At 66.7% G+C, this 22,423-nt stretch carries 18 protein-coding genes; 9 read left to right on the forward strand and 9 right to left on the reverse strand.

Going from position 1 to position 22,423, the window contains the following annotated elements; all coding sequences use genetic code 11:
* Window positions 1-151 precede the first annotated feature (151 nt).
* From NMB40_RS11065 to NMB40_RS11080, 4 genes are all read right to left on the reverse strand, one after another.
* Window positions 152-3,211 carry a TonB-dependent receptor gene (locus NMB40_RS11065; RefSeq protein WP_494358414.1) on the reverse strand — a complete coding sequence of 1,020 codons (3,060 nt, stop codon included), beginning with the start codon at window positions 3,209-3,211 and terminating at the stop codon, window positions 152-154.
* An 80-nt stretch (window positions 3,212-3,291) separates the two neighbouring features.
* Window positions 3,292-4,329 (reverse strand): LacI family DNA-binding transcriptional regulator, encoded by a 1,038-nt coding sequence (locus NMB40_RS11070; protein ID WP_494358415.1) that lies wholly within the window; start codon window positions 4,327-4,329, stop codon window positions 3,292-3,294.
* 148 nt (window positions 4,330-4,477) lie between these two features.
* A complete protein-coding gene (locus NMB40_RS11075; RefSeq protein WP_448143094.1) occupies window positions 4,478-4,747 on the reverse strand; it encodes a BolA family protein in 270 nt (89 codons plus the stop codon).
* On the reverse strand, window positions 4,744-5,043 hold the full coding sequence (locus NMB40_RS11080) for a YciI family protein (protein WP_282246094.1): 300 nt from the start codon (window positions 5,041-5,043) through the stop codon (window positions 4,744-4,746). Before NMB40_RS11080 ends, NMB40_RS11075 begins: the two co-directional genes overlap by 4 nt.
* 304 nt (window positions 5,044-5,347) lie before the next feature.
* Between NMB40_RS11080 and NMB40_RS11085 the strand changes: the two genes are divergently transcribed.
* The 3 genes from NMB40_RS11085 to NMB40_RS11095 are packed head-to-tail and all read left to right on the forward strand — an operon-like array spanning window position 5,348 to window position 9,017.
* Window positions 5,348-6,253 carry a segregation and condensation protein A gene (locus NMB40_RS11085; RefSeq protein ID WP_282246092.1) on the forward strand — a complete coding sequence of 302 codons (906 nt, stop codon included), beginning with the start codon at window positions 5,348-5,350 and terminating at the stop codon, window positions 6,251-6,253.
* 15 nt (window positions 6,254-6,268) lie between these two features.
* A complete protein-coding gene (gene scpB, locus NMB40_RS11090; protein WP_494358416.1) occupies window positions 6,269-7,270 on the forward strand; it encodes an SMC-Scp complex subunit ScpB in 1,002 nt (333 codons plus the stop codon).
* On the forward strand, window positions 7,263-9,017 hold the full coding sequence (locus tag NMB40_RS11095) for a pseudouridine synthase (RefSeq protein WP_494358417.1): 1,755 nt from the start codon (window positions 7,263-7,265) through the stop codon (window positions 9,015-9,017). The genes scpB and NMB40_RS11095 overlap by 8 nt, the downstream gene beginning before the upstream one ends.
* Window positions 9,018-9,057: 40 nt before the next feature.
* Here the strand turns inward: NMB40_RS11095 and NMB40_RS11100 are convergent, their stop codons facing one another.
* From NMB40_RS11100 to NMB40_RS11120, 5 genes are all read right to left on the reverse strand, one after another.
* Window positions 9,058-9,492, reverse strand: coding sequence for a hypothetical protein (locus NMB40_RS11100; RefSeq protein WP_494358418.1), 435 nt, complete (start codon window positions 9,490-9,492; stop codon window positions 9,058-9,060).
* A 116-nt stretch (window positions 9,493-9,608) separates the two neighbouring features.
* Window positions 9,609-13,751, reverse strand: coding sequence for a DUF1592 domain-containing protein (locus NMB40_RS11105; RefSeq protein ID WP_494358419.1), 4,143 nt, complete (start codon window positions 13,749-13,751; stop codon window positions 9,609-9,611).
* 66 nt (window positions 13,752-13,817) lie between these two features.
* Window positions 13,818-15,296, reverse strand: a complete 1,479-nt coding sequence (locus NMB40_RS11110; protein WP_494358420.1) for a DUF1552 domain-containing protein — start codon at window positions 15,294-15,296, stop codon at window positions 13,818-13,820.
* Between the two features lie 115 nt (window positions 15,297-15,411).
* Window positions 15,412-16,242 (reverse strand): amidohydrolase, encoded by an 831-nt coding sequence (locus NMB40_RS11115; protein ID WP_494358421.1) that lies wholly within the window; start codon window positions 16,240-16,242, stop codon window positions 15,412-15,414.
* Complete coding sequence (locus tag NMB40_RS11120) at window positions 16,242-17,390, reverse strand: pyridoxal phosphate-dependent aminotransferase (RefSeq protein ID WP_494358422.1); 1,149 nt, start codon at window positions 17,388-17,390, stop codon at window positions 16,242-16,244. The genes NMB40_RS11115 and NMB40_RS11120 overlap by 1 nt, the downstream gene beginning before the upstream one ends.
* Window positions 17,391-17,699: 309 nt before the next feature.
* On the opposite strand from NMB40_RS11120, the gene ccmA reads away from it, so the two are divergent.
* Genes ccmA through NMB40_RS11150 form a run of 6 tightly spaced genes read left to right on the forward strand, consistent with a single transcriptional unit; the run spans window position 17,700 to window position 22,419 of the window.
* The gene (ccmA, locus tag NMB40_RS11125) at window positions 17,700-18,353 is read left to right on the forward strand and encodes a heme ABC exporter ATP-binding protein CcmA (protein ID WP_494358423.1); all 654 of its coding nucleotides are present in this window, start codon (window positions 17,700-17,702) and stop codon (window positions 18,351-18,353) included.
* Entirely contained in the window at window positions 18,350-19,045 is a 696-nt protein-coding gene (ccmB, locus tag NMB40_RS11130) for a heme exporter protein CcmB (protein ID WP_282246076.1), read from the forward strand. The genes ccmA and ccmB overlap by 4 nt, the downstream gene beginning before the upstream one ends.
* A gap of 46 nt (window positions 19,046-19,091) precedes the next feature.
* Window positions 19,092-19,859: a heme ABC transporter permease CcmC gene (ccmC, locus tag NMB40_RS11135; protein ID WP_282246074.1), complete on the forward strand. Its 768-nt coding sequence runs from the start codon at window positions 19,092-19,094 to the stop codon at window positions 19,857-19,859.
* On the forward strand, window positions 19,856-20,041 hold the full coding sequence (locus NMB40_RS11140) for a heme exporter protein CcmD (protein ID WP_282246073.1): 186 nt from the start codon (window positions 19,856-19,858) through the stop codon (window positions 20,039-20,041). Before ccmC ends, NMB40_RS11140 begins: the two co-directional genes overlap by 4 nt.
* Window positions 20,038-20,499 (forward strand): cytochrome c maturation protein CcmE, encoded by a 462-nt coding sequence (gene ccmE / locus NMB40_RS11145; RefSeq protein ID WP_282246071.1) that lies wholly within the window; start codon window positions 20,038-20,040, stop codon window positions 20,497-20,499. Before NMB40_RS11140 ends, ccmE begins: the two co-directional genes overlap by 4 nt.
* The gene (locus tag NMB40_RS11150; protein ID WP_494358424.1) at window positions 20,500-22,419 is read left to right on the forward strand and encodes a heme lyase CcmF/NrfE family subunit; all 1,920 of its coding nucleotides are present in this window, start codon (window positions 20,500-20,502) and stop codon (window positions 22,417-22,419) included.
* Window positions 22,420-22,423: the final 4 nt, after the last annotated feature.

The following is a 22,423-nucleotide window of genomic DNA, read 5'->3' on the forward strand; positions in this document are numbered from 1 at the left end:
ACCCTCCGGAACCTTCAAATTTCAGGCCAGCATAGCGGGCCTTGGAGTGAAATCGTTTACAGCTTGGGTTCATTAAAAACCGGTTCTCCCCGGTCCACGTTGACACGCATGGCGTGTCACTACGCGGACCGGGGGACCGGTCGTTGTTACATCAGAAGCGGAAGCCCACTTCTGCCTTCACCTGGCGCGGCGTACCGACGATGTCGCCGGTCTCGTTGTAGCTGGCCAGCAGCTTGCCGTTGGACTTGGTGTAGTTGTAGTTGGAGAAGTTGTCGAAGTTGAACACGTTGATGATGTCGATACGGGCGTACAGCTCGGTTTCGCCCGGCATCTTGAACGTCTTCGTGGCCTGCAGGTCGACCGAACGGTAGCCCCAGATCTTGCCACCGAGCAGGAAGCGACCGTTGCCATCCGGCACGGCTGCGCCCGGGGTCGGCAGGTCGAAGCCGGTGGACTGCGTGACCGGGTACCAGTCGTTCACGGCGGTCGGGGTCGCCAGGGTGATCTTGCCACCGAAGGTGATGTCCCAGAAGCCCGCGTACGAACCGGTCAGCACGATGCGGTGACGCGGTGCACCGTTGGAACGGATGGTCGGGTAATCCTCGATCAGGCCGCGGTCGAAGGCGTAATGCTCGTTGATGTCGCGGTTGTGGCGTGCCGTGGTCCAGGTGTAGGCGATGGAGGTGCCCCAGCCGCTTTCCTTGGTGAACGGCTTTTGCGCCGACAGCAGTACCTGCGTGGCACGGGTCTTGATGCCCTGCTGGCCGATGATCAGGCTGCCGAAGCCCGGGATGTTGCAGCTCCACGCCTGGCTCAGGCCCGGCGAGGTGCCACCGCACAGGCGCGGGTCATCGAAGAACTCGCCGGTCGGGTAACGGTTGCCCAGGGTGAAGGCGAAGCCGTCATAGGTCAGCGTGCGGGCGATGGTGGCGTCGGTCAGCCAGTCGCCGACCTGGTTGGACATGCCCAGGCTGAACTGGTCGGCGTACGGCGCCTTCAGGTTATTGTTGAGCATGTCCACTTCCAGCCCGGCATTGCTGGTGGAACCCACCAGGGCCTGCAGGTTCTGGATGCCGTTGAGCAGGTTCGGATCCCAGTCGTAGCAGGCGGCCTGGCCATTGAGGCAGGCGCCGGTGGCCGGGTTGCGGAAGTAGATGGTCGGCTGCGGCAGGGCCAGCTTGGTGGTTTCCAGCTGCAGGTAGTCGAACAGGTCGCGGTCGTAGGAACGGCCGGCACCACCGTGGATCACGTGCTGCTCGTCGGCGTTGATGTCGTACGAGAAGCCCAGGCGCGGCTGCCAGGCATTCTTGAATGCCTTGCGGTTGTGGCCGTTGCTGATGTAATCGTTGATGTTCAGCCCGCCCAGCGCCATCGACTGCGCGTAGGTCTGGCCTGCGGCCGCACGCGGATCCTGGCTGTTGAGGGCCGCCACCACTTCCGGCGGGGTCACGAAGTCCAGGTAGGTCGGGTTCTTTTCGTAATCCCAACGCAGGCCGAGGTTCAGCTGCAGGTGGTCGTTGACCTGCCAGTCGTCCTGGATGAACAGGCCGATCTGCTTGACCTTCGAGCGCACTTCACCGGTCACGCCCGAAACGCCGGTCACCGGCTTGACGAACTGCGCCTTGTACGGGATGTCGGACGGGAAGTCCGGATCGCCCAGGGTGTAGGTGAACTGCGGGTTGATCTCCTGCGCGTCGGACGCGTACAGGTCGATTTCCTTGTACTTGGCGCCCATCTTGATGGTGTGGTCGCCAGCCCATTCGATGCCGTCCAGGGTCAGGTTGTCTTCGATCGACCAGCCCTTCTGGCCCTTCACCTGCGAATCCAGCGCCGAAGCGCCGCCGATCTGCACCAGGGTGCGGTCGTCGGTGCCATCCGGTGCGGTGTACACGTAGCCGTTGGCGATGGTCAGCGGCACCGGGTTGTTGAACGAATCTTCGTGGGTGAGCATCAGCTCGTTGTAGTAGCGCTCACCGCTGTGGTTCCAGCGCAGCGCGTAACGACGGTCGGTGTTCTCGGTTTCCTTGCCGTGCGACGGCGCGGTCTGCCCACTGAACTGCTGCTGGGTCTCGTCGCGGTCCTGGAAGGTCAGCTCGATGCGATCGTTGTCGGTCGGCTCCACGTCGATCTTGGCGAAGATCAGGTCCTGCTGGAACGGCTGGCTGGCCGGGCCGAGCTGGGCGGCGGCATCGGCCGGCAGCAGGCCGACACGGTTGGTGACCGAGCCTTCCGGGGCGATGGTCACCGGCAGGTCGAAGCGCTTGGCTTCGTAGGTCACGAAGAAGTGTGCCTTGTCCTGCACGATCGGGCCGCCCAGGGCGAAGCCGTATTCCTTCTCGGCCGAGACTTCCTTCGACTTGCCTTCCTGGCGCTCGGCCGGGGTCATCGCGCGCATGTCTTCGTCGGTGTAGCGGTAGAACGCCTCACCCTTGAATTCGTTGGTGCCGGACTTGGTCGCGGCGGTCACCGCAGCGCTGGAAACCTGGCCGTATTCGGCCTTGTAGTTGCCGCTGATGACCTTGTATTCGCCAATGGCCAGCTGCGGGAACGGGTTGCCGGCGCTGCCGGACTGGCCGGCCACGCCGCCGCCCTTGACGTAGCTCTTCTGGCCCACGCCGTCGATGTAGACGTTGGTGCCGTCGGCATTGGTGGCACCGCCGCGCAGCGAGGTGTTGCCCTTCGCATCACGGGTGAAGATCATGCCCGGCACCGCGTCGGCGAATTCCAGGAAGTTGCGCGACACCTGCGGGGTGGTCTGGATCTGCTGCAGGCTCACCGTCTTGCCCACTTCGGAGGTGCGCACTTCCTGCAGCAGGGTCGGCGCGACCACGTTCACGGTGTCGAGGTTGGTGGCGTTGGCGGTGCTGCCGTTGGCCGGGGCGCCGCTGAAGTTCAGCGTCGCGGTCGAGGCCACGGTCACCGTCACCTTCTGGGTCTGGCCGTTGGCCACCACGTCATAGGTGCCCGGGTCCAGGCCCATCAGCGAGTAGCTGCCATCGGCGCGGGTGCTGGCGCGCCGGACGCTGCCGCTGGCCACGTTGGTCGCGGTGACTTCGGTGCCGGCTTCCGCCTGGGCGACCTGGCCACGCAGCGAAGAGGTGGCCGACTGGGCCATCAGGGAAGGTGCGGCGCCCAGCAACAGGCAGCTGACCAGTGCGCTCGACAGCAGGCGGCGGGCCGGCATGCGGGTGCGGTGATTGGAATACGTCATGTAAATCTCCGGGTGGTGGAAGCCGTCATTGCGGCCGCCTGTCTTTTTTTTTGGATTGCGCCACGACCAACGGTCGTGACCTACGACGTGGAACCGTTCCTGCTTGAATCACGCACGATCAAGGTCGGTACAAGTGTCTGCTTGTCACCGGCCGTTTCCGTGTTGTTGCCATCCATCAACTGCAACAGACGCGTCGCCGCCTTATCGCCAAGCTCGGCGATACTCACCTGCATCGTTGTCAACGAAGGGTGAACGAAACGCGCCAGCGGAATGTCATCGAAGCCTGCCAACGCCACATCGGCAGGCACGCGCACGCCGGCCTGCGCGAAGGCATACAGGCAACCGAGCGCCATCATGTCGTTGGCCGCGAACACCGCATCGGGCAATGCACCGGCGGCCAGCAGCTCCTGCCCGGCGCGGTGGCCGGAGGCTTCATCGAAGTCGCCGGGCAGCTCGATGCCCTCGGCCGCACTGCCGAACGCCGCCAGCGCATCGCGGAAGCCCCGCAGGCGTTCGCGCGCATCGAAATTCAGTTCGGGGCCGCCGATGAAGGCGATGCGGCGGTGGCCGGCTTCCAGCAGGTGCGCGGTCATCGCCATTGCACCGGCATGGTCATCGATGCTCAGCACCGGATGATCCTGCTCGGGCAGGTAGGTGTTGATCAGCACCGTGGGCAGCGCCTGCGGCAGGTTGTCGGTCAGGAAGCCCGGACTTTCCGCATACGGGGACAGCACCAGCAGCCCGTCTACCCGGCCGCGCATGGCGCGCAGGGCCGCGCCCTGCTGCTCCTGGTCGCCGTGGTAGCTGGACACCAGCAGGTGCTGGCGGCGCGCACGCGCCACCCCGTCGATGCCGCGCATCAGCTCGGAGAAGAATTCGCCATACAGGTCGGGCAGCACCACACCGATGGTGTTGGTGCGCCGGCTGCTCAGGCTGCGGGCCGCCGCGTGCGGGGTGTAGCGCAGGCGCGCCGCCACCTCCAGCACCAGCTTGCGCACCGGTTCGGCGACGTTTTCATGGCCATTGAGCGCACGCGATACCGTCGCCACAGAGACGCGGGCTTCGCGGGCTACATCTTTGATAGTGATAGCTGCCTTGTTCACCTCGCCGCCCTCCACGGCTTAGAGATCTGGGCTTGGCGCGGAATGTAAGCGTTTTCAAACCCAGATGTAAACACTACGTTAGGCAAATGTCGCACGGCGGTAACCTCGGGATGTCCTGGAAAGGTCGTCCCGGGACTCGCCGGGACAAGGCGGGACAAGGGTTTCAGCCCTTTTTTGACGGCGCTTCGGCACGGATGGACAACGCGTGGATATCGGTCTCCATCAGGGTGCCCAAGGCGTTGTAGACCGCGCGATGGCGCGCAAGTGGCAGCTTGCCTTCGAAGGCGGCGCTGACCACGTGAACGTTGAAGTGCCCGCGCCCATCGCGCGCGCCCTCATGGCCGGCGTGGCGGTGGCTGTCGTCCTCCACCTCCAGCAGTTCCGGCTCGAAGGCCGCCTGCAGGGCGGCCCGGATCTGCTCGACCCGGCTCATGGCAGCACCTTGCGGAACGGGCGGACTTCGGTGCGCACATACACACCGGCCTCCACATAAGGGTCGGCCGCCGCCCAGTCCTGGGCATCGGTGAGCGAATCAAACGCGGCAATCACCACGCTGCCGCTGAAGCCGGCCGGGCCCGGGTCTTCACTGTCGATGGCCGGGCACGGGCCGGCCAGCAGCAGACGCCCTTCGTCGCACAGGGCCTGCAGCCGGGCCAGATGGGCCGGCCGGGCCGACAGGCGGGCGGCCAGCACATCGGTGCCGTCATAGCCTTCAATCACATACCACACGGGCAACTCCTGGGGTTCAGCTAAACAAACGCCGCGATTCTAGCCCGCCTCGCTGGACACTGCCGTTGTGAAGCCGTACTCTTGACCACATTGCACGTGGCTGGACGCAGCAACCCTGTGGCTACAGGGCCCCACTGCCCCACACCAGCACACGTAGACGACCTCCCGTAGTTCTGTCGCTGCATTTGAGCAGCGCGTCCTGCTGCTGTTTGAAATGTCATGGCTAGCGATCCTGCCGCCCGGGTGTTCCGGTTGCGGGCCAGGCGCAGCAAACTGGTCCGTTGCAATACCGACGTCAATCTTGATGACCTCTGAACTCGCGCTCGACGCGAACCCGCAAATCCGGCCGACCGCCCCTCAGCAGCAGGAAATGCCGCTGGCCGTGGTGCATGGGCAACCGGTCCTGCAGATTCCGCAGGACCTGTACATCCCGCCGGATGCGCTGGAAGTCATCCTGGATGCCTTCGAAGGTCCGTTGGACCTGCTGCTGTACCTGATCCGCCGGCAGAACCTGGATATCCTGGATATCCCGGTAGCCGAGATCACCCGCCAGTACGTCGAATACATCAACGTCATGCAGGAGCTGCGCTTCGAACTGGCGGCCGAATACCTGGTGATGGCGGCGATCCTCGCCGAAGTGAAGTCGCGGATGCTGCTGCCGCGGCCGCCCAGCGTGGAAGGCGAGGAAGCCGACCCGCGTGCGGAGCTGGTGCGCCGGCTGCAGGAATACGAACGTTTCAAGCAGGCTGCCGAAGACATCGACGCCCTGCCCCGCCAGGACCGCGATACCAGCCTGGCCCATGCCTTCGTGCCCGACCGCGCGGCGATCAAGCTGCCGCCGCCGGTGGACCTGAAGGAAATGCTGATGGCGCTGCACGACGTGCTCAAGCGCGCCGAGCTGTTCACCGGCCACGCGATCAAGCGCGAGGCCCTGAGTGTCCGCCAGCGCATGGGCGATGTGCTGGGCCGCCTGGAAGACGGCAGGTTCTACCGGTTTGAAACGCTGTTCACCGCCGAAGAAGGCAAGCTGGGGGTGCTGGTTACCTTCCTGGCCCTGCTCGAACTGGCCAAGGAACAGCTGCTGGACATCGTCCAGGAAGCTCCGCTGGCGCCGATCTACGTCAAGTCCCTGGCCGCCGGCAACACCAACGAACCGCTGCAGTTCAACAGCGAGTTCGACGACAACGACGCCGCCAACGAATCCGACTGAGCACCCGACCCACGCATGGATCAACCGCTGATCAACCGTATTGTCGAAGGCGCGCTGCTGGCCTCCAGCCAGCCGCTGACCCTGGCCCAGCTGCAGGGCCTGTTCCCGGAAGAGGAACCGGCCCCGCCGGGCAGCATCGAACGCGCGCTGGAACTGCTGCGCGAAGGCTGCGCCGACCGCGGCGTGGAGCTGGTCGAGGTCGCCTCCGGCTTCCGCTTCCAGGTCACCAACGAAGTGCACGGCTTCATCACCCGGCTGTGGACCGAACGCAAGACCCGCTACACCCGTGCCACCCTGGAAACGTTGGCGCTGATTGCCTACCGCCAGCCGATCACCCGCGGCGAGATCGAACAGGTCCGTGGCGTGGCGGTCAGCAGCAACATCATCCAGGCGCTGGAAGAACGCGAATGGATCCGCGTGATCGGCCACCGCGACGTGCCCGGCAAGCCGGCGCTGTTTGGTACCACCAAGGGCTTCCTGGACTATTTCGGCCTGAAGCGCCTGGACGAACTGCCGCCGCTGTCCGAGCTGCGCGACCTGGGCGAGCTGGAGCCGCAGCTGCCGCTGGACAACGACGGCCAGCTGGCCGGCCGGATCGCCGCAGGCGTGGCGGGCCCGGACGCAACGCCCCCGGGTGATGCCAACGACGTAGAGCCAGGCCCTGCCTGGCTGAACGATCAGGGCACCGAACCGGAACCGGAAACCATCCCGGAGTCCGATCCGGCCACCGCCCGTTCCGCCGCCCGCGCCGCCCTGATGGCCGCGCGACTGGCGGAACAGGACGCCGAGTCGGACAATAGCGATACCCCATCCCATGCGCCGTTGTCGCTCCCCGACGACGACGCGGATACGACCGCCAGCGATGGCGACCCCGATACCGTGCCGGGAACCCGCGCGGCGCACCAGAACGAAACCGAAAACAACGCCGTCGCGAAGACGACCGTGGCTGTTGACGAAGCCGATCCCGAACCAGAGGCCGACGAAACCGTCGCCGGCCGGAGCCAAGTAAATGAGTGACACCCCCCGCAAGCTGTCGTTGAACAAGCTTTCGCTCAAGCGCGAAAACGAAACCGAACAGCCCAAGCTCGAAGAGCGCCTGCACAAGGTGCTGGCCCAGGCCGGCCTCGGCTCGCGCCGCGCGCTGGAACAGCGCATCGCCGATGGCCTGGTCAAGGTCAATGGCGAAGTCGCCCAGACCGGTCAGTCGATCAAGAGCGGCGACAAGGTTGAACTGGACGGCCGTGGCTTTGTTGCCACCGCGCTGACCGAAACCTCGCGCGTGCTGGCCTACAACAAGCCCGAAGGCGAAGTGACCACCCGCGAAGATCCCGAAGGCCGCCCGACGGTGTTCGAAGCGCTGCCGGCCCTGAAGGGCGCGCGCTGGATCGCCATCGGCCGCCTGGACATCAACACCACCGGCCTGCTGCTGGCCACCACCGATGGTGAGCTGGCCAACGCGATGATGCACCCCTCCTACGAGGTCGAGCGCGAATACGTCGTGCGCGTGCGTGCCCCGGAAGGCGAAGAGAAGGTGCCCGACAGCATCGTCGACCGCCTCTCCCGTGGCGTGGCGCTGGAAGACGGCCCGGCCAAGTTCGACGAGATCGAACGCATCGGCGGCACCGATTCGCACGACTGGTTCCGCGTGGTCGTCAAGGAAGGCCGCAACCGCGAAGTGCGCCGCCTGTGGGAATCGCAGGGCTGCCAGGTCAGCCGCCTCAAGCGCACCCGCTACGGCAAGGTCTCGCTGCCGCGCGAACTGCTGCGTGGCCAGTCGGTGGAACTGCCGGCCAAGCAGGTTGAAGCGCTGCGCGCCGAACTGAAGCTGGAAGAAGGCGCCCCGTCGGCGCTGACCCTGCAGCCGGTGATCGGCCAGCGCCGCGCCGCCAAGACCACCGTGCGCGTGTCGCGCGAAGGTGGCCGCGGCAACGCCTACGTCAACGGCCACAACCAGGCCGATGAAGGCCGCGAACTGCGCCGTTTCGACAACGTGCGCGAAGAGCGCGGCCGTGGCCGCGGCGGCAAGGGCGGCGGCTTCAAGGGTGGCCTGACCGTCACCGGTGAAGCGGCGGCCAAGCAGTCGCAGCGTCCGTTCAAGCAGCGCCCCGACAAGGGCAACCGTGCGCTTCCCGAAGGCAACCCGGCCGCGTTCCGCAGCTGGTATGTGCCCGATGGCGTGAGCACCGGCCCGAGCAACCACCGCAATGCCGGTCCGGGCGCTGCCCGTGGTCCGGGTGCGCGCGGCCCGGGTGCCGGCGCAGGCGCCGGTGGCCAGGGCCGTCCGTACGGCAAGCCGAAGGGGCCGGGCGGCGCAGGCGGCCAGGCTCGCGGCGGCTACGGTGAGCAGGGTCGTGGCGGTTTCGGTGGCGAAGGTCGCGGTGAAAGCCGTGGCGGCTACGGCGGCCAGGGCCGTCCGGCCGGCGCCGGCGCCGGTGCGGGCAACCGCGGCGGCCAGGGCGCACAGCGCCACCCGTACGGTCACCCGGGCAATGCCCCGAGCTTCCCGTCCGATCACGCAAACCCCGGCGCCAGCCCGTACGGCAACAGCCGTCCGGCCGGTGGCCGTCCTGCGGGTAACCGCGGCCCCGGCGGCCCGGGTGGCAACCGCGGCCCGGGTGGCCCCGGCGGCAACCGCGGTCCCGGCGGTCCGGGCGGCAACCGTGGCCCGGGTGGCCCGGGCGGTCGTCCCAGCGGTGCACGCCCGGGGGGCAACCGCGGTCCCGGCGGCGGTGGCCACCGTGGTGGCGGCCCGCGCGGCGGCTGATGGATTGAACAAAAAACCCGGTCAATGACCGGGTTTTTTGTTAACGACGCTCGATGGTGAAGCGGCTGCCCGCTACGCCCAGGTCCCAGCCCTTGCCGGTACCGGCCAGCGCCAGCGAGACATCGCCCTTGGTCACCACCTGCGCACTGCTGGAGCGGTCCGCGCCCGCGTGGGCTTCCACCGCGGCGTACGAGCCGATCAGGTCGTTGAGCGAATAGGCGCCGGAGAACCGGCCCTTGCCATCGGTGATGGTCGACTTGCCGACGGTGAGGCCACCGCCCTTGACGCTGATCTTGACCGGAATGCGGGCGCCGTTGTCGCAGGTGATGGTGCCCGTGCCGGACGCGGTCTTGTAGATCACCGACCATCCGGCCAGGTTGTAGTGCAGTTCGCAGTCGATGTTGCCGGCGGCCTGCGCGGCGGGAACCGCGGCCAGGCCAGCCAGTGCGATGCATGCAAGGAAACGCTTGTTCATGGCGGTGTACTCGTGCCGGTGAGGTGATGACGCCGAATCTAGCAGATCGCACGCAGCCCCCCACCGCACCCTGCAACGCCCGTTCAGGCCAGCGTTGCCCGCTGCTGACCTCACGCTCACTTCTCCTTTTTCCTTGCCTCCTCCGCGTCCACGCGACGGCGCATCGTTTCGGCCATCAGCAGGGTCGACGCCAGCTTGCGCATGTCGCCGTCCTCCAGCAGCTTGTCGCGTGCCTTGGACACGGTGCCCAGGCTGGTCCGGTCCGGTCGGGCGCCCATCGCGTAGCGATAGAAGCCGCTGGCCAGGCAGGCCATCGCCTCCCTGTTGTCCGGAACATGCTCGGCAATGCCGCGCACATCGTCGATGTGGTCGATCCAGTTGCCTCCGGAGGTGTTGATGAACGGCCCGGACGCATCGATCGGCACATGCTGGTCGGTGTAACCCTCGTTGATGGCCAGCTCGGTTTCGCGCAGTGTCGCGGTCTGGTCGAAATTCTCCAGGGACGCGCCGGTGTCGTTGAAGAACTGGTGGCAGGTCCAGCAGGTGCCGTTGGATGCCTTGGGGCCTGTGTTGATATCCCACTTCTCGCGTTCGCCGATCGGCCGGTCCGGGTACGGGTCTGGTTCCGGGCGCAGCGCATTGGAGGCGAAGGACTGGCAGAACAGACTCTGCCGGATCGTGAAGCCGCGCATGACCAGCGACGTGGAATTGTCGTTGGCGTACTTGACCGGGAACAGGCCCGCGTTGAGGATGCCGCCCCGCCAATGCGACTGATCGGCCGTGAGCGTGACCTTCTTCAGCTCGCTGCCGGTGACCCCACCGATTTCATAGTGACTGGCCAGGTCGGCATTGAGGAACGTGTAGCCGGGATTGAACGCTTCACGCACCGTGCCGGAGCCCGCGCGGAAGTTTTCTTCCAGGGTCAGCCTGAATTCGTCGCGCATGGCCTGCACCATCGGAGCCGCCAACCCCGGGCGCGGTGACACCGGAATGCCGGGGCTCAGGCCGGCGTAGTAGGAAACGAACCGGGTCAGCTGCTGGGCTGCGCGCGGGTCCTGCAGCATGCCATCAACCACCTGCTGCAGCTGCGCCTCCGTCGCCAGTTCGCCGTTTTCCGCTTTGTCCAGCAGCGCTTCGTCGGGCGTGGTACCCAACAGCGTGAACGACAGCGCGGTGGCACGCTCGTAGGGCGTCAGGTTGAAGAAGTTGCCTTCGGCATCCTTCACCCCCAGCTCCGAGCGGTACAGGAAATGGGGCGAGGCCAGCATCGCCAGGGCCACCCCGCCCACTCCGCCTTCCGGTTGCGCATATACGGCGGCATACCGGGTCTTTTCAGTCGCCGACAACGGCCGCCGGAACAGCGCGCGCCCCAGGTTCGCAACGAAATCGTCCGCCGTGCTGCCGTACCGGGTGGCCAGCGCGGCGGCGTCGATCGCATCGTGCACCTTCAACGAGACGTCGTAATACTTGCGCACATCCTCGTCGGTGAACGTACCGGCGATGGCCTCGATGGGATAGATGAAGTCCGCGCCATTGATCTTGTTTTCGGGCAGGTCCTGCGCGTCCACCTCGACTTCCAGCACGTCATGCACGGCGTTCGCATACTCGGTCCGCGCCAGCATGCGCAGCTGGCGTGGGCCGGCCTGTGCACCCGGTTCGGTGTACGCACGCCAGACCGTGCCCACCAGGTAATCGCCCACCTCGGACGCGCACACTCCATCGCAATGGGTGCCATTGGCGGTCATGTTGGTGGTCACGCCGGTGATCTTTTCCTTCAGCGCCTCGACGTTGTCCACCCAGCGCATCGCCTTGACCGGATCGTCCCAGCTGCTGGCCGAGTGGCAGCCCACGCAACCATCGGGGTCGTCCAGCAGTACCTGCTTGCCCAGGTCTTCCACGGGTGTGTAGGCCGCGGTCCGGGCGAGGGGCGGACTGTCATAGTCGACCTGGAAGCGCTCGCGCATCGGCGCGGGGTACGCCTTCTCGGTGTACGGGTAATGCACCGTGTAGTCGCCCACTTCCAGGGGCACCTTGGTCTCACCGCCCCAGGGAACGTCCACCGGGACCCAAGCCTGCTCGCCCCTGCGCAGCATCACCTGCCAGGTTTCGGCCAGCGCACCGTCCGGCTTGGCGGGCGCCGTCAGGGTCAGTTCCACGTTTACATCGGGCCTCTCGATGTACGTGGCGGCGATCTCAACGTCGTTCGCGTCCGTGCTCAGCGTGGCATGCATCTCACGCGTTTCCGGCACCCATTCATCGAACGGCTTCCATTCCACCTTGTAGTCGCCATGGGGCAGGCCTTCCAGCGTCAGCTTCTCGCGCCATGCCAGGCCGAAATAGCGGCGCTCCCCGTCCGGGCCAGTGAGGAACCCCACCAGCTGCTGGCCTGCCAGCTCCGGCGCGGGTGGCGCCGGCGCCGTCATCGTCAACGCCGTGTCCGGCAAGCCGTCCTTGGAGTAGCTGATGCGGTAGATGACACCGGAGACGTCGTCGGACACCAGCAGCGAGCCGTCCGGCATCGACAGGAACTCGACTGGGCTGCCGACGCAGCCATTTTCCTGCATGCAGCCGGAGGGGGTGGTGGGGCCGGTGCCGCGCCAGCCCTGCACTAGGGGGATGGACGACTCGACCGTGTCGCCTTCCAGTGTGAACATCGTGATGTTCATGCCCGGGCGTTCATCGCTGCCCTTGCTGTGCACGGCGGCCAGCATGTACTGCTTGCCCGGCTTCGGCGCGTAACCCTTCCAGAAGCGGATGCCCAGCGGCCCGTAGTTGCTGCCGAAGTCAAAGGCAGGCGGGGTGTAGCTACGCGGGTTGATTTCCGACGGGGCCCTGTCGCTGAGGATGGCGCCGTGCGGAATCCGCAGGCCGTCCAGGTCTTCGCGGCGCTCCCATTCCGAGTCGGTGATGCCGGTGGTCTCGCGGCCGAACACATAGGGCGAACCGTAGTGCCTGGCGGCACGGAACGAGTTGAAAACGTTCAGTTCGTCGGCGTTGTCGAAGCCGTCGCGGTTGTTGTCGCCAAACCACACGGTTCCGGTGGCCGGCTGCCAATCCAGGCCCACCGCGTTGCGCACGCCGCGCGCCATGATTTCCGACGCGCCGGTGCTGGGGTCGACCCGCAGCACGGTACCGTAGCGTGGATCCTTGGTGGTCACGCACACATTGCAGGGTATGCCCACCGCGGTGTACAGGCGCTCATCGGTGGGGTCGAACGTGTTGAAGTGCAGCGGATGTTTCTGGTGGTACCAGCGCCACGGTGGCACGTTCGGCATCGGGAATGCGGTGTCGTTGGCGGGGAATTTCCAGATTTCCGTGCCGGTGCGAACGCCATTGCGGTACGTGGTGTCGATATCGTCGATGCGGCCCAGGCTGCCGCTGGTCGCGTAGTACAGCGCGCCCTTGCGATAAGCGACTCCGTGCGGCTCCTCCAATCCGGTAGCGATGACGTAGGTGGCCGCGACGCCGGTTTTCTGCGCGTTCAACTCCAACGCGTACAGCGCCTCGGCGCGCCGGTTGGCGGTGTTGCCCTCGCCCACCGGCACATCGGCCCAATGCGGAATGGAACTGCTGCCCACGTACAGCACGGTGCCCGCGTCGTTGAGCGCCATCTGCCGCGGCTGGTCCAGGCCGGAGGCAAACAGCTCGATCTTGATGCCGGGCAGGCCTTTCAGCCGGGCCGGATCGGGCAGCCGGCGGAAGCGTGGTTTGAACACGATGTTCTGGCCGGCCGGTTCGGTCACCCGGATCACCCGTCCCGTGTCCATCGGCGCGCCCACCGTGTTGCTGTCCAGAATCAGCACGTAGTCGCACTGCTTCAGCGCTTCGACGACAACCGTCTGTCCCCAGTTGCCCTTGATCGGGTGGACGTCTTCGCCGCACTGGAGTTTGCCGGTGATCTCGCCGGTGGCCCCGCCGCTGCCGAATTCGATGTCGGACGGCAGCTCCAGGGTAATGCGGTTCCCCTGCGGATCGGGGTCGGGGCCCATGCAGGCTCCCATATGCCTCCAGGTGCTATCCCAGAAGGCGTTCTGCCCGTCCGGCTCGTAGTTCGACTGGTTGCACCACGCGGCGTGTCCATAGCACTCGTAGCGCTGGCCCAGGTTCTGCACCGTGTCGCCGACGCTGTAACCGCCTTCGGCGACCCATTGCGGATCCTCGCAGGCCGCCTCGAACGGAGCGGACCTGTCGTCGCCCTTGCCGCATCCCCCCACCGCGAGCGCCATTGCCAGCGCCACCACCGCTATCCGGGCCTTCATCGGAGTTCCCAATCGTTGAATTCGACCCCCGTTGAATTCAAGCGCTACCGCACGCTGTTACCTCTGTCAGCCAATTCCGTTGAAAATGCCGCTGACCGGGTTGAGGCTGTAACCCGAATCGACGCCCATCGATTTCGCCACCGTCGTCCAGATCCGCTCGATGCTGACATGCTTGCCGATGTAGTCGGTGCGATCGCCCTGGTCGCCGATATGACTGAAGCGGCCGTTGTTGCTGCTGCCGACGTTCAGGCCGTGCGATTTCGTGCCGCCGATCATCACCATCGGCATGTCCATGCTGGTCTCGGGCCTGCCGTCGGCCAACTCGCTGGTCACCACCACCAGGGTGTGGTCCAGCAGTGAATCCTCCGGCACGTCCGGATCCTGGTGGCGGGCAAGATCATCCAGCAGTGCCTTGAGCCGGTTGACGTACCACACCCGCGACTGCTGCCACAGGATGCGTTTCTCCTCCGGACCGCTGCCGCGAAGCTGGTGGGCGGCATCATGCGCATTGTCGGTGAAGGTCGGGCCCGTGCCATCGCCGTACGGATCAAAGTAGATGGCATTGTTCTCCGAGCTTGCCCCAATCTGGAAGGTGGCCACCCGGGTAGCGCCGCAGGCCAGGGCAGTGGCCAGTACGCTGGAGGTGGCGGTCAGGATGTCCGTCCTGCGCCGGTTGTCGTCCATCCAGCCCTCCTCGTACTCGGGCAGGGTGGGATCGCAGCCCGGCACAGGCTCCACCGGTCCGCTGTCGAGGTCGTTCTGGACCTGCTCGATGGCATCCAGATGCGACTCCAGCTTCTGCCGTTCGCGCGGCGACATGCCTTCCTTCAGCTCGCGCAGATCGGCCAGCGCCGGATCGAACACGTGCTTGCCGCCGCTGCGGCGTCTGCCGGTCTGATCCGGGAACAGGCTCGCGAACAACCGGTGCGGGTTGCGCTCCATGTCGCGCAGCACCATGCCTGCGCCAGCGAAGGAAACCCGGGATTCCGGGTTATGACTGATGTGGCCACAGAACACCGCCTTCTGCGTCGCCGCGTAGTTCGGCAGCTGCTGCCCGATGATGAGGTCGATGCTTGCATGTTCCATGCGGCTGTCGCGCAGGCATTTGTTCCAGCCGCCGTGCCCCTCGTAATTGCTCGGCAGCGAAACGCCCCGGAGGTACAGCGAGCGGGAGCGGTAGGGTTCCAATTCACTGCTCAACATCGCGAGCAACGGTCCCTCCACATCCAACCCTTCCGACCGGAAGCTGTCCTTGCCCACTTCGCCGTCCCAGGGATGCCAGATCTGGCGTTCGGCCGGGTCGGCCGGCGGCGGACCGTCTGGCCCTTGCTGGTTCATGCTCAGGGTGCCCATGCCATCGGCCAGGATCACGAACACCACCTTGGGCTTGCCGCCCTGTGCGGCGCCGTTCAACTCGCGCCCATCCACCGCCCAACGGGCCAGCGAGCTGCGATTGAGGTAGTACGCGCCGGCGCCCAAAGCGCCCAGCCCACCAGCGGCAGCAAGGCCCAGCAGCAGCCTGCGACGGGAAACGGAAATGCTCATGCGGAGGTCCCCAACCCTTGAATTCGACCCCCGTTGAATTCAGCTTCCAGGGCCTGTCGGGACGCACTGGAATTGGCCGGGAGCGTGCACCCGGCCAAATGAAGGCGGGGTGAAATCAGTCCGCGCTGATGGGGCCACCCAGGGTAAAGGCATCGGCATCGAGCATCGCCGGGAAGCGCGCGCGGTGCGCGGCGAGTGCGGCGGCGGAAATGGTGGTAGTCACCACCTGTTCGCGGCTGCGGATCTCCACCTGGGGCTGGCCGAGGAAGTCGATCACGGCACTGTCGCCGTCGTAGTGGAGTTCGTTGCCGTCCACGCCGACGCGGTTGACCGCTGCCACGTAGCACAGGTTTTCAATCGCACGCGCGCGCAGCAGCGTGCGCCAGGGATAGGCGCGTGCCGAGGGCCAGTTGGCGACGAAAATCTGCAGGTCGAAATCCAGCGCGTCGGCGCGCTCCACGTTGAAGCGGTTGCGACAGAACACCGGGAAACGCAGGTCGTAGCAGACCAGCGGGTTGATCCGCCAGCCTTTCCATTCCACCGTGAGGCGTTCGTTGCCGGCCGCGTAGCGCAGGTGTTCGTCGCCGTAACGGAACAGGTGGCGCTTGTCGTAGTGCTTGAGCTCGCCGTCCGGCGTGGCCCACAGCAGCCGGTTGTACACGCCCTCGCCCACCCGCAGCTGCACGCTGCCGGTAATGGCGGCACCCAAGGTGGCGGCCTGCCCGCGCATCCACGCCACGGTAGGGCCGGCCATGTCTTCGGCACGGAAGATGGCGTCGTTGGAGAAGCCGCTGGTGAACGTCTCGGGCAGGATCACCAGATCGGTCTGGCCGGCCAGCGGGGCCAGCAGTTCGCCATAGTGGTCGCGGTTGCCTTCGGGATCGTGCCAGCGCGTATCGCCCTGGACCAGGGTGACACGCAGGTCGGGGCGGTTGTTCGCACTCATCAGAGCACCTTCAGGCGTTCGATCGCCGCGTCCATGGTGGCGTCGTTCTTGGCAAAGCACAGCCGCACGATGCGCTGGCCTGCCGGCGGCGTTTCGTAGAACGGCGACAGCGGGATGGCGGCCACGCCCTTTTCCACGGTCAGCCACTTCACGAACTCATGGTCCGGCAGGTCGCTGACGGCCGAATAGTCCACCAGCTGGAAGTAACCGCCCGGCACCGGCAGCGGCTTCAGGCGCGTGCCCAGCAGCTGTTCGCGGAAGCGGTCGCGCTTGGCCTGGTAGAAGGCGCCGAGTTCCAGGTGGTGTTCCGGTTCGTCGCGGATCATCGCGGCAAAGCCGTATTGCGCCGGGCCGAAACTGGTGAAGGTGTTGTACTGGTGCACCTTGCGGAATTCCGCCGTGAGCGCGGCCGGCGCAACCGCGTAGCCGATCTTCCAGCCGGTGCAGTGGTAGGTCTTGCCGAAGCTGGAGATGACGAAGGTGCGTTCGCGCAGCTCCGGGTAGCGCAGGGCCGATTCGTGGCGGCGGTCGTCGTAGATGATGTGTTCGTACACTTCATCGGAAATCAGGTAGATGCCGGTGCCGCGCAGCACCTCGATCAGCGCCTGCATGTCAGCCGCGTCGAGCATCGCGCCGGACGGGTTGTGCGGGGTGTTGACCATCAGCAGGCGGGTTTTCGGGGTGATCGCCGCGCGCACCCGGTCCCAGTCCACACGGAAGGTCTGCGGGTCCAGCGGTACGTGCACGGCGCGCGCGCCGGCCAGGTCGATGGCGGGTTCGTAGCAGTCGTAGGCCGGGTCGAGCACGATCACTTCTTCGCCGGGGCGCACCACGGCGTGGATGGCGTTGAAGATCGCTTCGGTGGCACCGCTGGTGACGGTGATCTCGGTGTCCGGATCCACCTGCGCGCCGTACAGGTCGAGCGACTTCTGCGCGATGGCCTGGCGCAGCGGCGCCACGCCGGTCATCGGCGGGTACTGGTTCAGCCCGCCCTGCATGGCCTTGATGGATTCATCGATGAGCCGCTGCGGTGCGGAGAAATCCGGGAAACCCTGGCCCAGGTTCACGGCGCCGTGCTCGGCGGCCAGCTGGGACATCACGGTGAAAATGGTGGTGCCCACCTTGGGCAGCTTGGTCTGGGGGTTCATCGGCAACCGGGGGGATCAAAGGCGGAGACCCTGAAGTGTACGAAATCCATCCGTGGCGTGACGGGCATATCCCGCCAACGTCAAATGCAACAGCCTGCTCTGCTGACGTCCGCGCGCTGGGCCGGCGGTGGCAGGCCCGCGGGGGACGCCGTAAACCCATCCTTGGGGGCTTGGTCGCCGCATCCATGCGGCTCACACCCCCGCAAACCTGCCCCCGCCGACCCTTTGACAGTGGGTTGGTCGCCAACGAAGAGCAGAGCAGCCGCGTTGCGATTGGGTTCGACCGGCGTCCACCGGTACACTGCGCCGATGCTGAATTCTTCGAATACCCCCCCGTTGCTGGCTGCCCATGGGCTGGCCTTCAACCGCAACGATGAACCGGTGTTCGGGCCGCTGGACCTGCAGGTGGATGCCGGGGAGGCATTGCTGGTGCAGGGCGACAACGGCGCCGGCAAGACCACCCTGCTGCGGGTGCTGGCGGGGCTGCTGCCAGCGGCCGGTGGGACCATCCAGCTTGATGGGCGGCCTGCCGGGCATCGCGAGCGCGCCCAGTTCGTGGCGTACCTGAGCCACCTGCCCGCGCTGAAGCCGGACCTGGACACGCTGGAGAACCTGAATTTCCTGTGCGGCCTGCATGGTCGCCGCGCGCGGCAGATGCCGGGCAACGCACTGGCCATCGTCGGCCTGGCCGGATTCGAGGACACGCTGGTGCGGCAGTTGTCGGCGGGCCAGAAGCGGCGGCTGGCGCTTGCGCGGATCTGGCTGTCGCCTGCGCCGCTGTGGCTGCTGGATGAGCCTTACGCGAACCTGGACCTGGACGGCATCAACCTGGTCAACCGGATGATTTCCGCGCATCTGCGCAGTGGCGGCGCGGCACTGGTGACCACCCATGGCGCGTACGCCGCACCGCCGGTGCGCACGCGGCTGGTCACGTTGGCGCCTGCCGCCGGGGGTGCTGCATGATCGCGCCGGGTACCCAGCCGGGCCTGTGGCAGACCGCGCGTGCCCTGGCGGGGCGTGATCTGCGGCTGCTGTGGCGGCGCCGGGGGGATGCGTTGCAGCCGCTGCTGTTCGCGCTTCTGGTGGTGGTGCTGTTCGCGCTGGCCCTGGGCCGCGAACCGCCATTGATGGCCCAGGTCGCCGCCGCCGTGCTCTGGCTGGCCGTGCTGCTGGCCGGGCAGCTTTCGCTGGACAGCCTGTTCCGCAGCGATGCCGAGGATGGCTCGCTCGAACAATGGCTGCTGGCGCCGGTGCCGTTGGCCTGGCTGGTACTGGTCCGGGTGCTGGTGCACTGGGCCACCACGGCGTTGCCAATGATCGTGGTCACCCCGCTTTTTGCCGAAATGCTGCATCTGCCACATGACCAACTGCCGATACTGCTGGCATCGTTGCTGCTCGGCACGCCCCTGCTGAGCCTGCTGGGCGGGGTGGTGGCGGCGCTGACAGTGAGCATCCGGCGCTCTGGTATTCTCGTGGCGTTGCTGGCGTTGCCGCTGTTCGTGCCGGTGCTGGTGTTCGGTGCAGGCAGTGTGGCAGCGGCCGCGCGCGGCCAGGATCCGGTGGGGGCGCTGCTGCTGCTCGGTGCCGGACTGGTGGTGGCACTGGTGCTGGCGCCGCTGGCGACAGCGGCTGCGATACGGATTTCGCTGAGTTGATTCGTTGTGGTTTGTTCGTTACCCCTAGCTGGATAGCCATCGCTGCATGAATAGCCTTGTCCGCTGGTTCCACCAACTCGGTTCACCCCCCACCTTCGACCGCTTTGCGTCGCGCTGGTCGCGGGTGTTCTACATTGCCGCCCTGCCCGTCCTGCTGATCGGCATCTGGCAGGGGCTGTGGGTGGTACCGGCCGAGCAGACCCAGAACGACGCCTTCCGCATCATCTACATCCACGTGCCCAGCGCCTGGATGAGCCTGTTCGCGTTCGCCCTGATGGCGCTGTATTCGGCCATCGCGCTGGTGTGGCGGATCAAGATCTGCGAAATCCTGGCCATGGCCTGCGCGCCGATGGGCGCCGGCTTCACCCTGATCACCCTGCTCACCGGCAGCATCTGGGGCAAGGGCACCTGGGGCACCTGGTGGGATTGGGACCCGCGCATGACCAGCGAACTGATCCTGCTGTTCCTGTACCTGGGCGTGATCGGCCTGTACCACGCCATTGAAGACCGCCGCAGCGCCGCGCGCGCGGCCGGCCTGCTGGCCATCGTCGGGGTGGGCATGCTGCCGATCATCCGCTACTCGGTGGACTGGTGGGGTGGCCTGCACCAGCGCCAGTCGGTGAACGTGTTCGGTGACAACGCGGTGCGCCCGGAACTGATCGCGCCGCTGTGGTGGATGGTGGTGGCCACCAAGCTGTGGTTCGTCGGCTCGCTGCTGGCCAAGGCCCGCGCCGACAACCTCAGCCGGGAAGCCGGCAAGGCCTGGGTCGCCGAGCGCCTGGGTGCCCCCACCGCAGGAGAACTGCCGCGATGACCCACGTGCCTTTCATCATTGCCGCGTTTTCGGTGTTCGTGCTGGTGCTGGCCGCCGATGCGCTGGGGTCGTGGCTGCGCCTGCGCAGTGCACGCCGCCAGGCCGTGCGCCGCGCCGAGCGCCTGCGTGCGCGTGACCGATCCGCGCCGGCCACGCCGCTGGCCACGGAGTTGAGCCGATGACCCCGGTGCAACGCCGCCGCCTGTTCTGGGTGCTGCTGCTGCTGCTCGCCTCGGGCCTGGCCACCACGCTGGTGGCGTTCGCGCTCCAGCGCAACATCGCCTACCTGTACACGCCTTCGGAAGTACTGCGCGGCGAACAGGGCACGCAGTCCAACTTCCGCCTCGGCGGCATGGTGGTCAAGGGCTCGTTCCAGCGCGCCGAAGGCTCGCTGGAAGCGCATTTCGTGGTGACCGATGGCGATGCCACGCTGCCGGTGACCACCTCGCGGATCCTGCCGGACATGTTCCGCGAAGATTCCGCCGTGGTCGCCATGGGCCGCCTGCAGGACGGCACCTTCATCGCCGATGAAGTGCTGGCCAAGCACGACGAGAACTACATTCCAAAGGAAGTGGCCGACAAGATGGGCGCGGCCCACACCAAGCACGACGTGCCGGTGCCGGCCGTGGAGACACGCTGAGTGCTGCCTGAGCTGGGGCAGGTCCTGCTGGTGTGTGCGCTGCTGGCCGCCCTGCTGCAGGCGGTGCTGCCGCTGTGGGGTGCGCAGCGCCAGCGCGCGGCCTGGATGGCCGTGGCCCGCCCGGCCGCGCTGGTCCAGCTGATCGCGCTGCTGGGCGCGTTCGCGCTGCTTACCGTTGCCTTCGTGCAGCAGGATTTCTCGGTGGCCTACGTCGCCGAAAACTCGAACAGCCTGCTGCCGTTGGCCTACCGCTATTCGGCGGTGTGGGGCGCGCACGAAGGGTCGCTGCTGCTGTGGGTGGTGGTGCTGGCATTGTGGGGCGGCGCGGTGGCGCTGTGGTCCAAGCGCCTGCCCGACACCGTGCGCGCACGCGTGCTGGGGGTGATGGGCATCATCAGCCTGGGCTTCATCGCCTTCCTGTTCTTTACCTCCAACCCGTTCGCGCGGCTGCTGCCGGCGCCGCTGGAAGGCCGCGACCTCAACCCGCTGCTGCAGGACCCGGGCCTGATCATCCACCCGCCGATGCTGTACATCGGCTATGTGGGGTTCGCGGTGCCGTTCGCCTTCGCCATCGCCGCGCTGCTCGACGGCCGCGTGGATGCGCGCTGGCTGCGCTGGACCCGGCCGTGGACCAACGTGGCCTGGGGCTTCCTCACCCTGGGCATCGCGCTGGGCAGCTGGTGGGCGTACTACGAACTGGGCTGGGGCGGCTGGTGGTTCTGGGACCCTGTGGAGAACGCGAGCTTCATGCCGTGGCTGGCCGGCGCCGCCCTGATCCATTCGCAGGCCGTCACCGAAAAGCGCGGCAGCTTTGCCAGCTGGACGCTGCTGCTGGCCATCGCCGCGTTCGCCCTGTCGCTGCTGGGCGCGTTCCTGGTGCGCTCGGGCGTGCTGACCAGCGTGCATTCTTTCGCCGCCGATCCCTCGCGCGGTGCCTTCATCCTGGCGTTCCTGGCGCTGGTGATCGGCGCCTCGCTGCTGCTGTATGCCCTGCGCGCCGGCGCGCTGGGCAGCGACGACCCGCGGCGCGGCTTCATGCCGACCTCGCGCGAAACCCTGCTGCTGGCCAACAACCTGCTGCTGGCCGGCGCCTGCGCCATGGTGCTGCTGGGCACGCTGTATCCCCTGCTGGCCGATGCGTTGGGGCTGGGCAAGGTCTCGGTGGGGCCGCCCTACTTCGGCACCTTGTTCATCGTGTTGATGGCGCCGCTGGTGGCGCTGCTGCCGTTCGGGCCGCTGGTCAACTGGCAGCGTGACCAGGCCTCCAAGCGTCTGGCGCTGCTCGCCCCGTGGGCGGTGCTGGCTCTGCTGCTGGGCGTGCTGGCGTGGTTCATGGCGCCGCAGGGCAAGCTCAAGGCCGCTGCCGGCGTTGCCGCCGCCGCGTGGGTGGCGCTGGGCACCGCACGCTTCATCTGGACCCGCCTGCGTGGCAATGGCCGCTTCAACGCCGAAATGGTCGGCATGCTGCTGGCCCATACCGGCGTGGCGGTGTTCCTGGTCGGCGCGCTGCTGGTGGAAGCGCTGAACGTGCAGCGTGAAGTGGCGCTGAGCCCGGGGCAGACCCTGGAGGTGAGCGGCTACACCCTTCGCTTTGAAGGCGTGGACCACCAACAGGGCCCCAACTACGTGGCCGACCGTGGCCATGTGCGGGTGCTGCACGGTGGGCGCGAGCTGGCGCTGCTGCACCCTGAAAAGCGTGCCTATGCCAGCGGCGGCCAGATCATGACCGAAGCCGGCATCCTTGCCCGCGTGCGCGGCGATGTTTACGTGGCACTGGGCGAGGCGCTGGGCAACAATGCCTGGGCGGTGCGCGTGCACGTCAAACCCTTCGTGCGCTGGGTGTGGCTGGGCGCACTGCTGATGGCGCTGGGCGGTTTCGTCACCGCCACCGATCGCCGTTTCCGCCGTCTGAAGGAGTAGTTCC

The organism is Stenotrophomonas sp. FBCC-B152 (genome assembly GCF_059134105.1).

Coding starts and splice junctions, on each gene's coding strand:
- NMB40_RS11065 (WP_494358414.1), bottom strand. CDS start 3,211: ATGACGTATTCCAATCACCGCACCCGCATGCCGGCCCGCCGCCTGCTG.
- NMB40_RS11075 (WP_448143094.1), bottom strand. CDS start 4,747: ATGAGCCGGGTCGAGCAGATCCGGGCCGCCCTGCAGGCGGCCTTCGAG.
- NMB40_RS11085 (WP_282246092.1), top strand. CDS start 5,348: ATGACCTCTGAACTCGCGCTCGACGCGAACCCGCAAATCCGGCCGACC.
- scpB (WP_494358416.1), top strand. CDS start 6,269: ATGGATCAACCGCTGATCAACCGTATTGTCGAAGGCGCGCTGCTGGCC.
- NMB40_RS11095 (WP_494358417.1), top strand. CDS start 7,263: ATGAGTGACACCCCCCGCAAGCTGTCGTTGAACAAGCTTTCGCTCAAG.
- NMB40_RS11100 (WP_494358418.1), bottom strand. CDS start 9,492: ATGAACAAGCGTTTCCTTGCATGCATCGCACTGGCTGGCCTGGCCGCG.
- NMB40_RS11105 (WP_494358419.1), bottom strand. CDS start 13,751: ATGAAGGCCCGGATAGCGGTGGTGGCGCTGGCAATGGCGCTCGCGGTG.
- NMB40_RS11110 (WP_494358420.1), bottom strand. CDS start 15,296: ATGAGCATTTCCGTTTCCCGTCGCAGGCTGCTGCTGGGCCTTGCTGCC.
- NMB40_RS11115 (WP_494358421.1), bottom strand. CDS start 16,242: ATGAGTGCGAACAACCGCCCCGACCTGCGTGTCACCCTGGTCCAGGGC.
- NMB40_RS11120 (WP_494358422.1), bottom strand. CDS start 17,390: ATGAACCCCCAGACCAAGCTGCCCAAGGTGGGCACCACCATTTTCACC.
- ccmA (WP_494358423.1), top strand. CDS start 17,700: ATGCTGAATTCTTCGAATACCCCCCCGTTGCTGGCTGCCCATGGGCTG.
- ccmB (WP_282246076.1), top strand. CDS start 18,350: ATGATCGCGCCGGGTACCCAGCCGGGCCTGTGGCAGACCGCGCGTGCC.
- ccmC (WP_282246074.1), top strand. CDS start 19,092: ATGAATAGCCTTGTCCGCTGGTTCCACCAACTCGGTTCACCCCCCACC.
- NMB40_RS11140 (WP_282246073.1), top strand. CDS start 19,856: ATGACCCACGTGCCTTTCATCATTGCCGCGTTTTCGGTGTTCGTGCTG.
- ccmE (WP_282246071.1), top strand. CDS start 20,038: ATGACCCCGGTGCAACGCCGCCGCCTGTTCTGGGTGCTGCTGCTGCTG.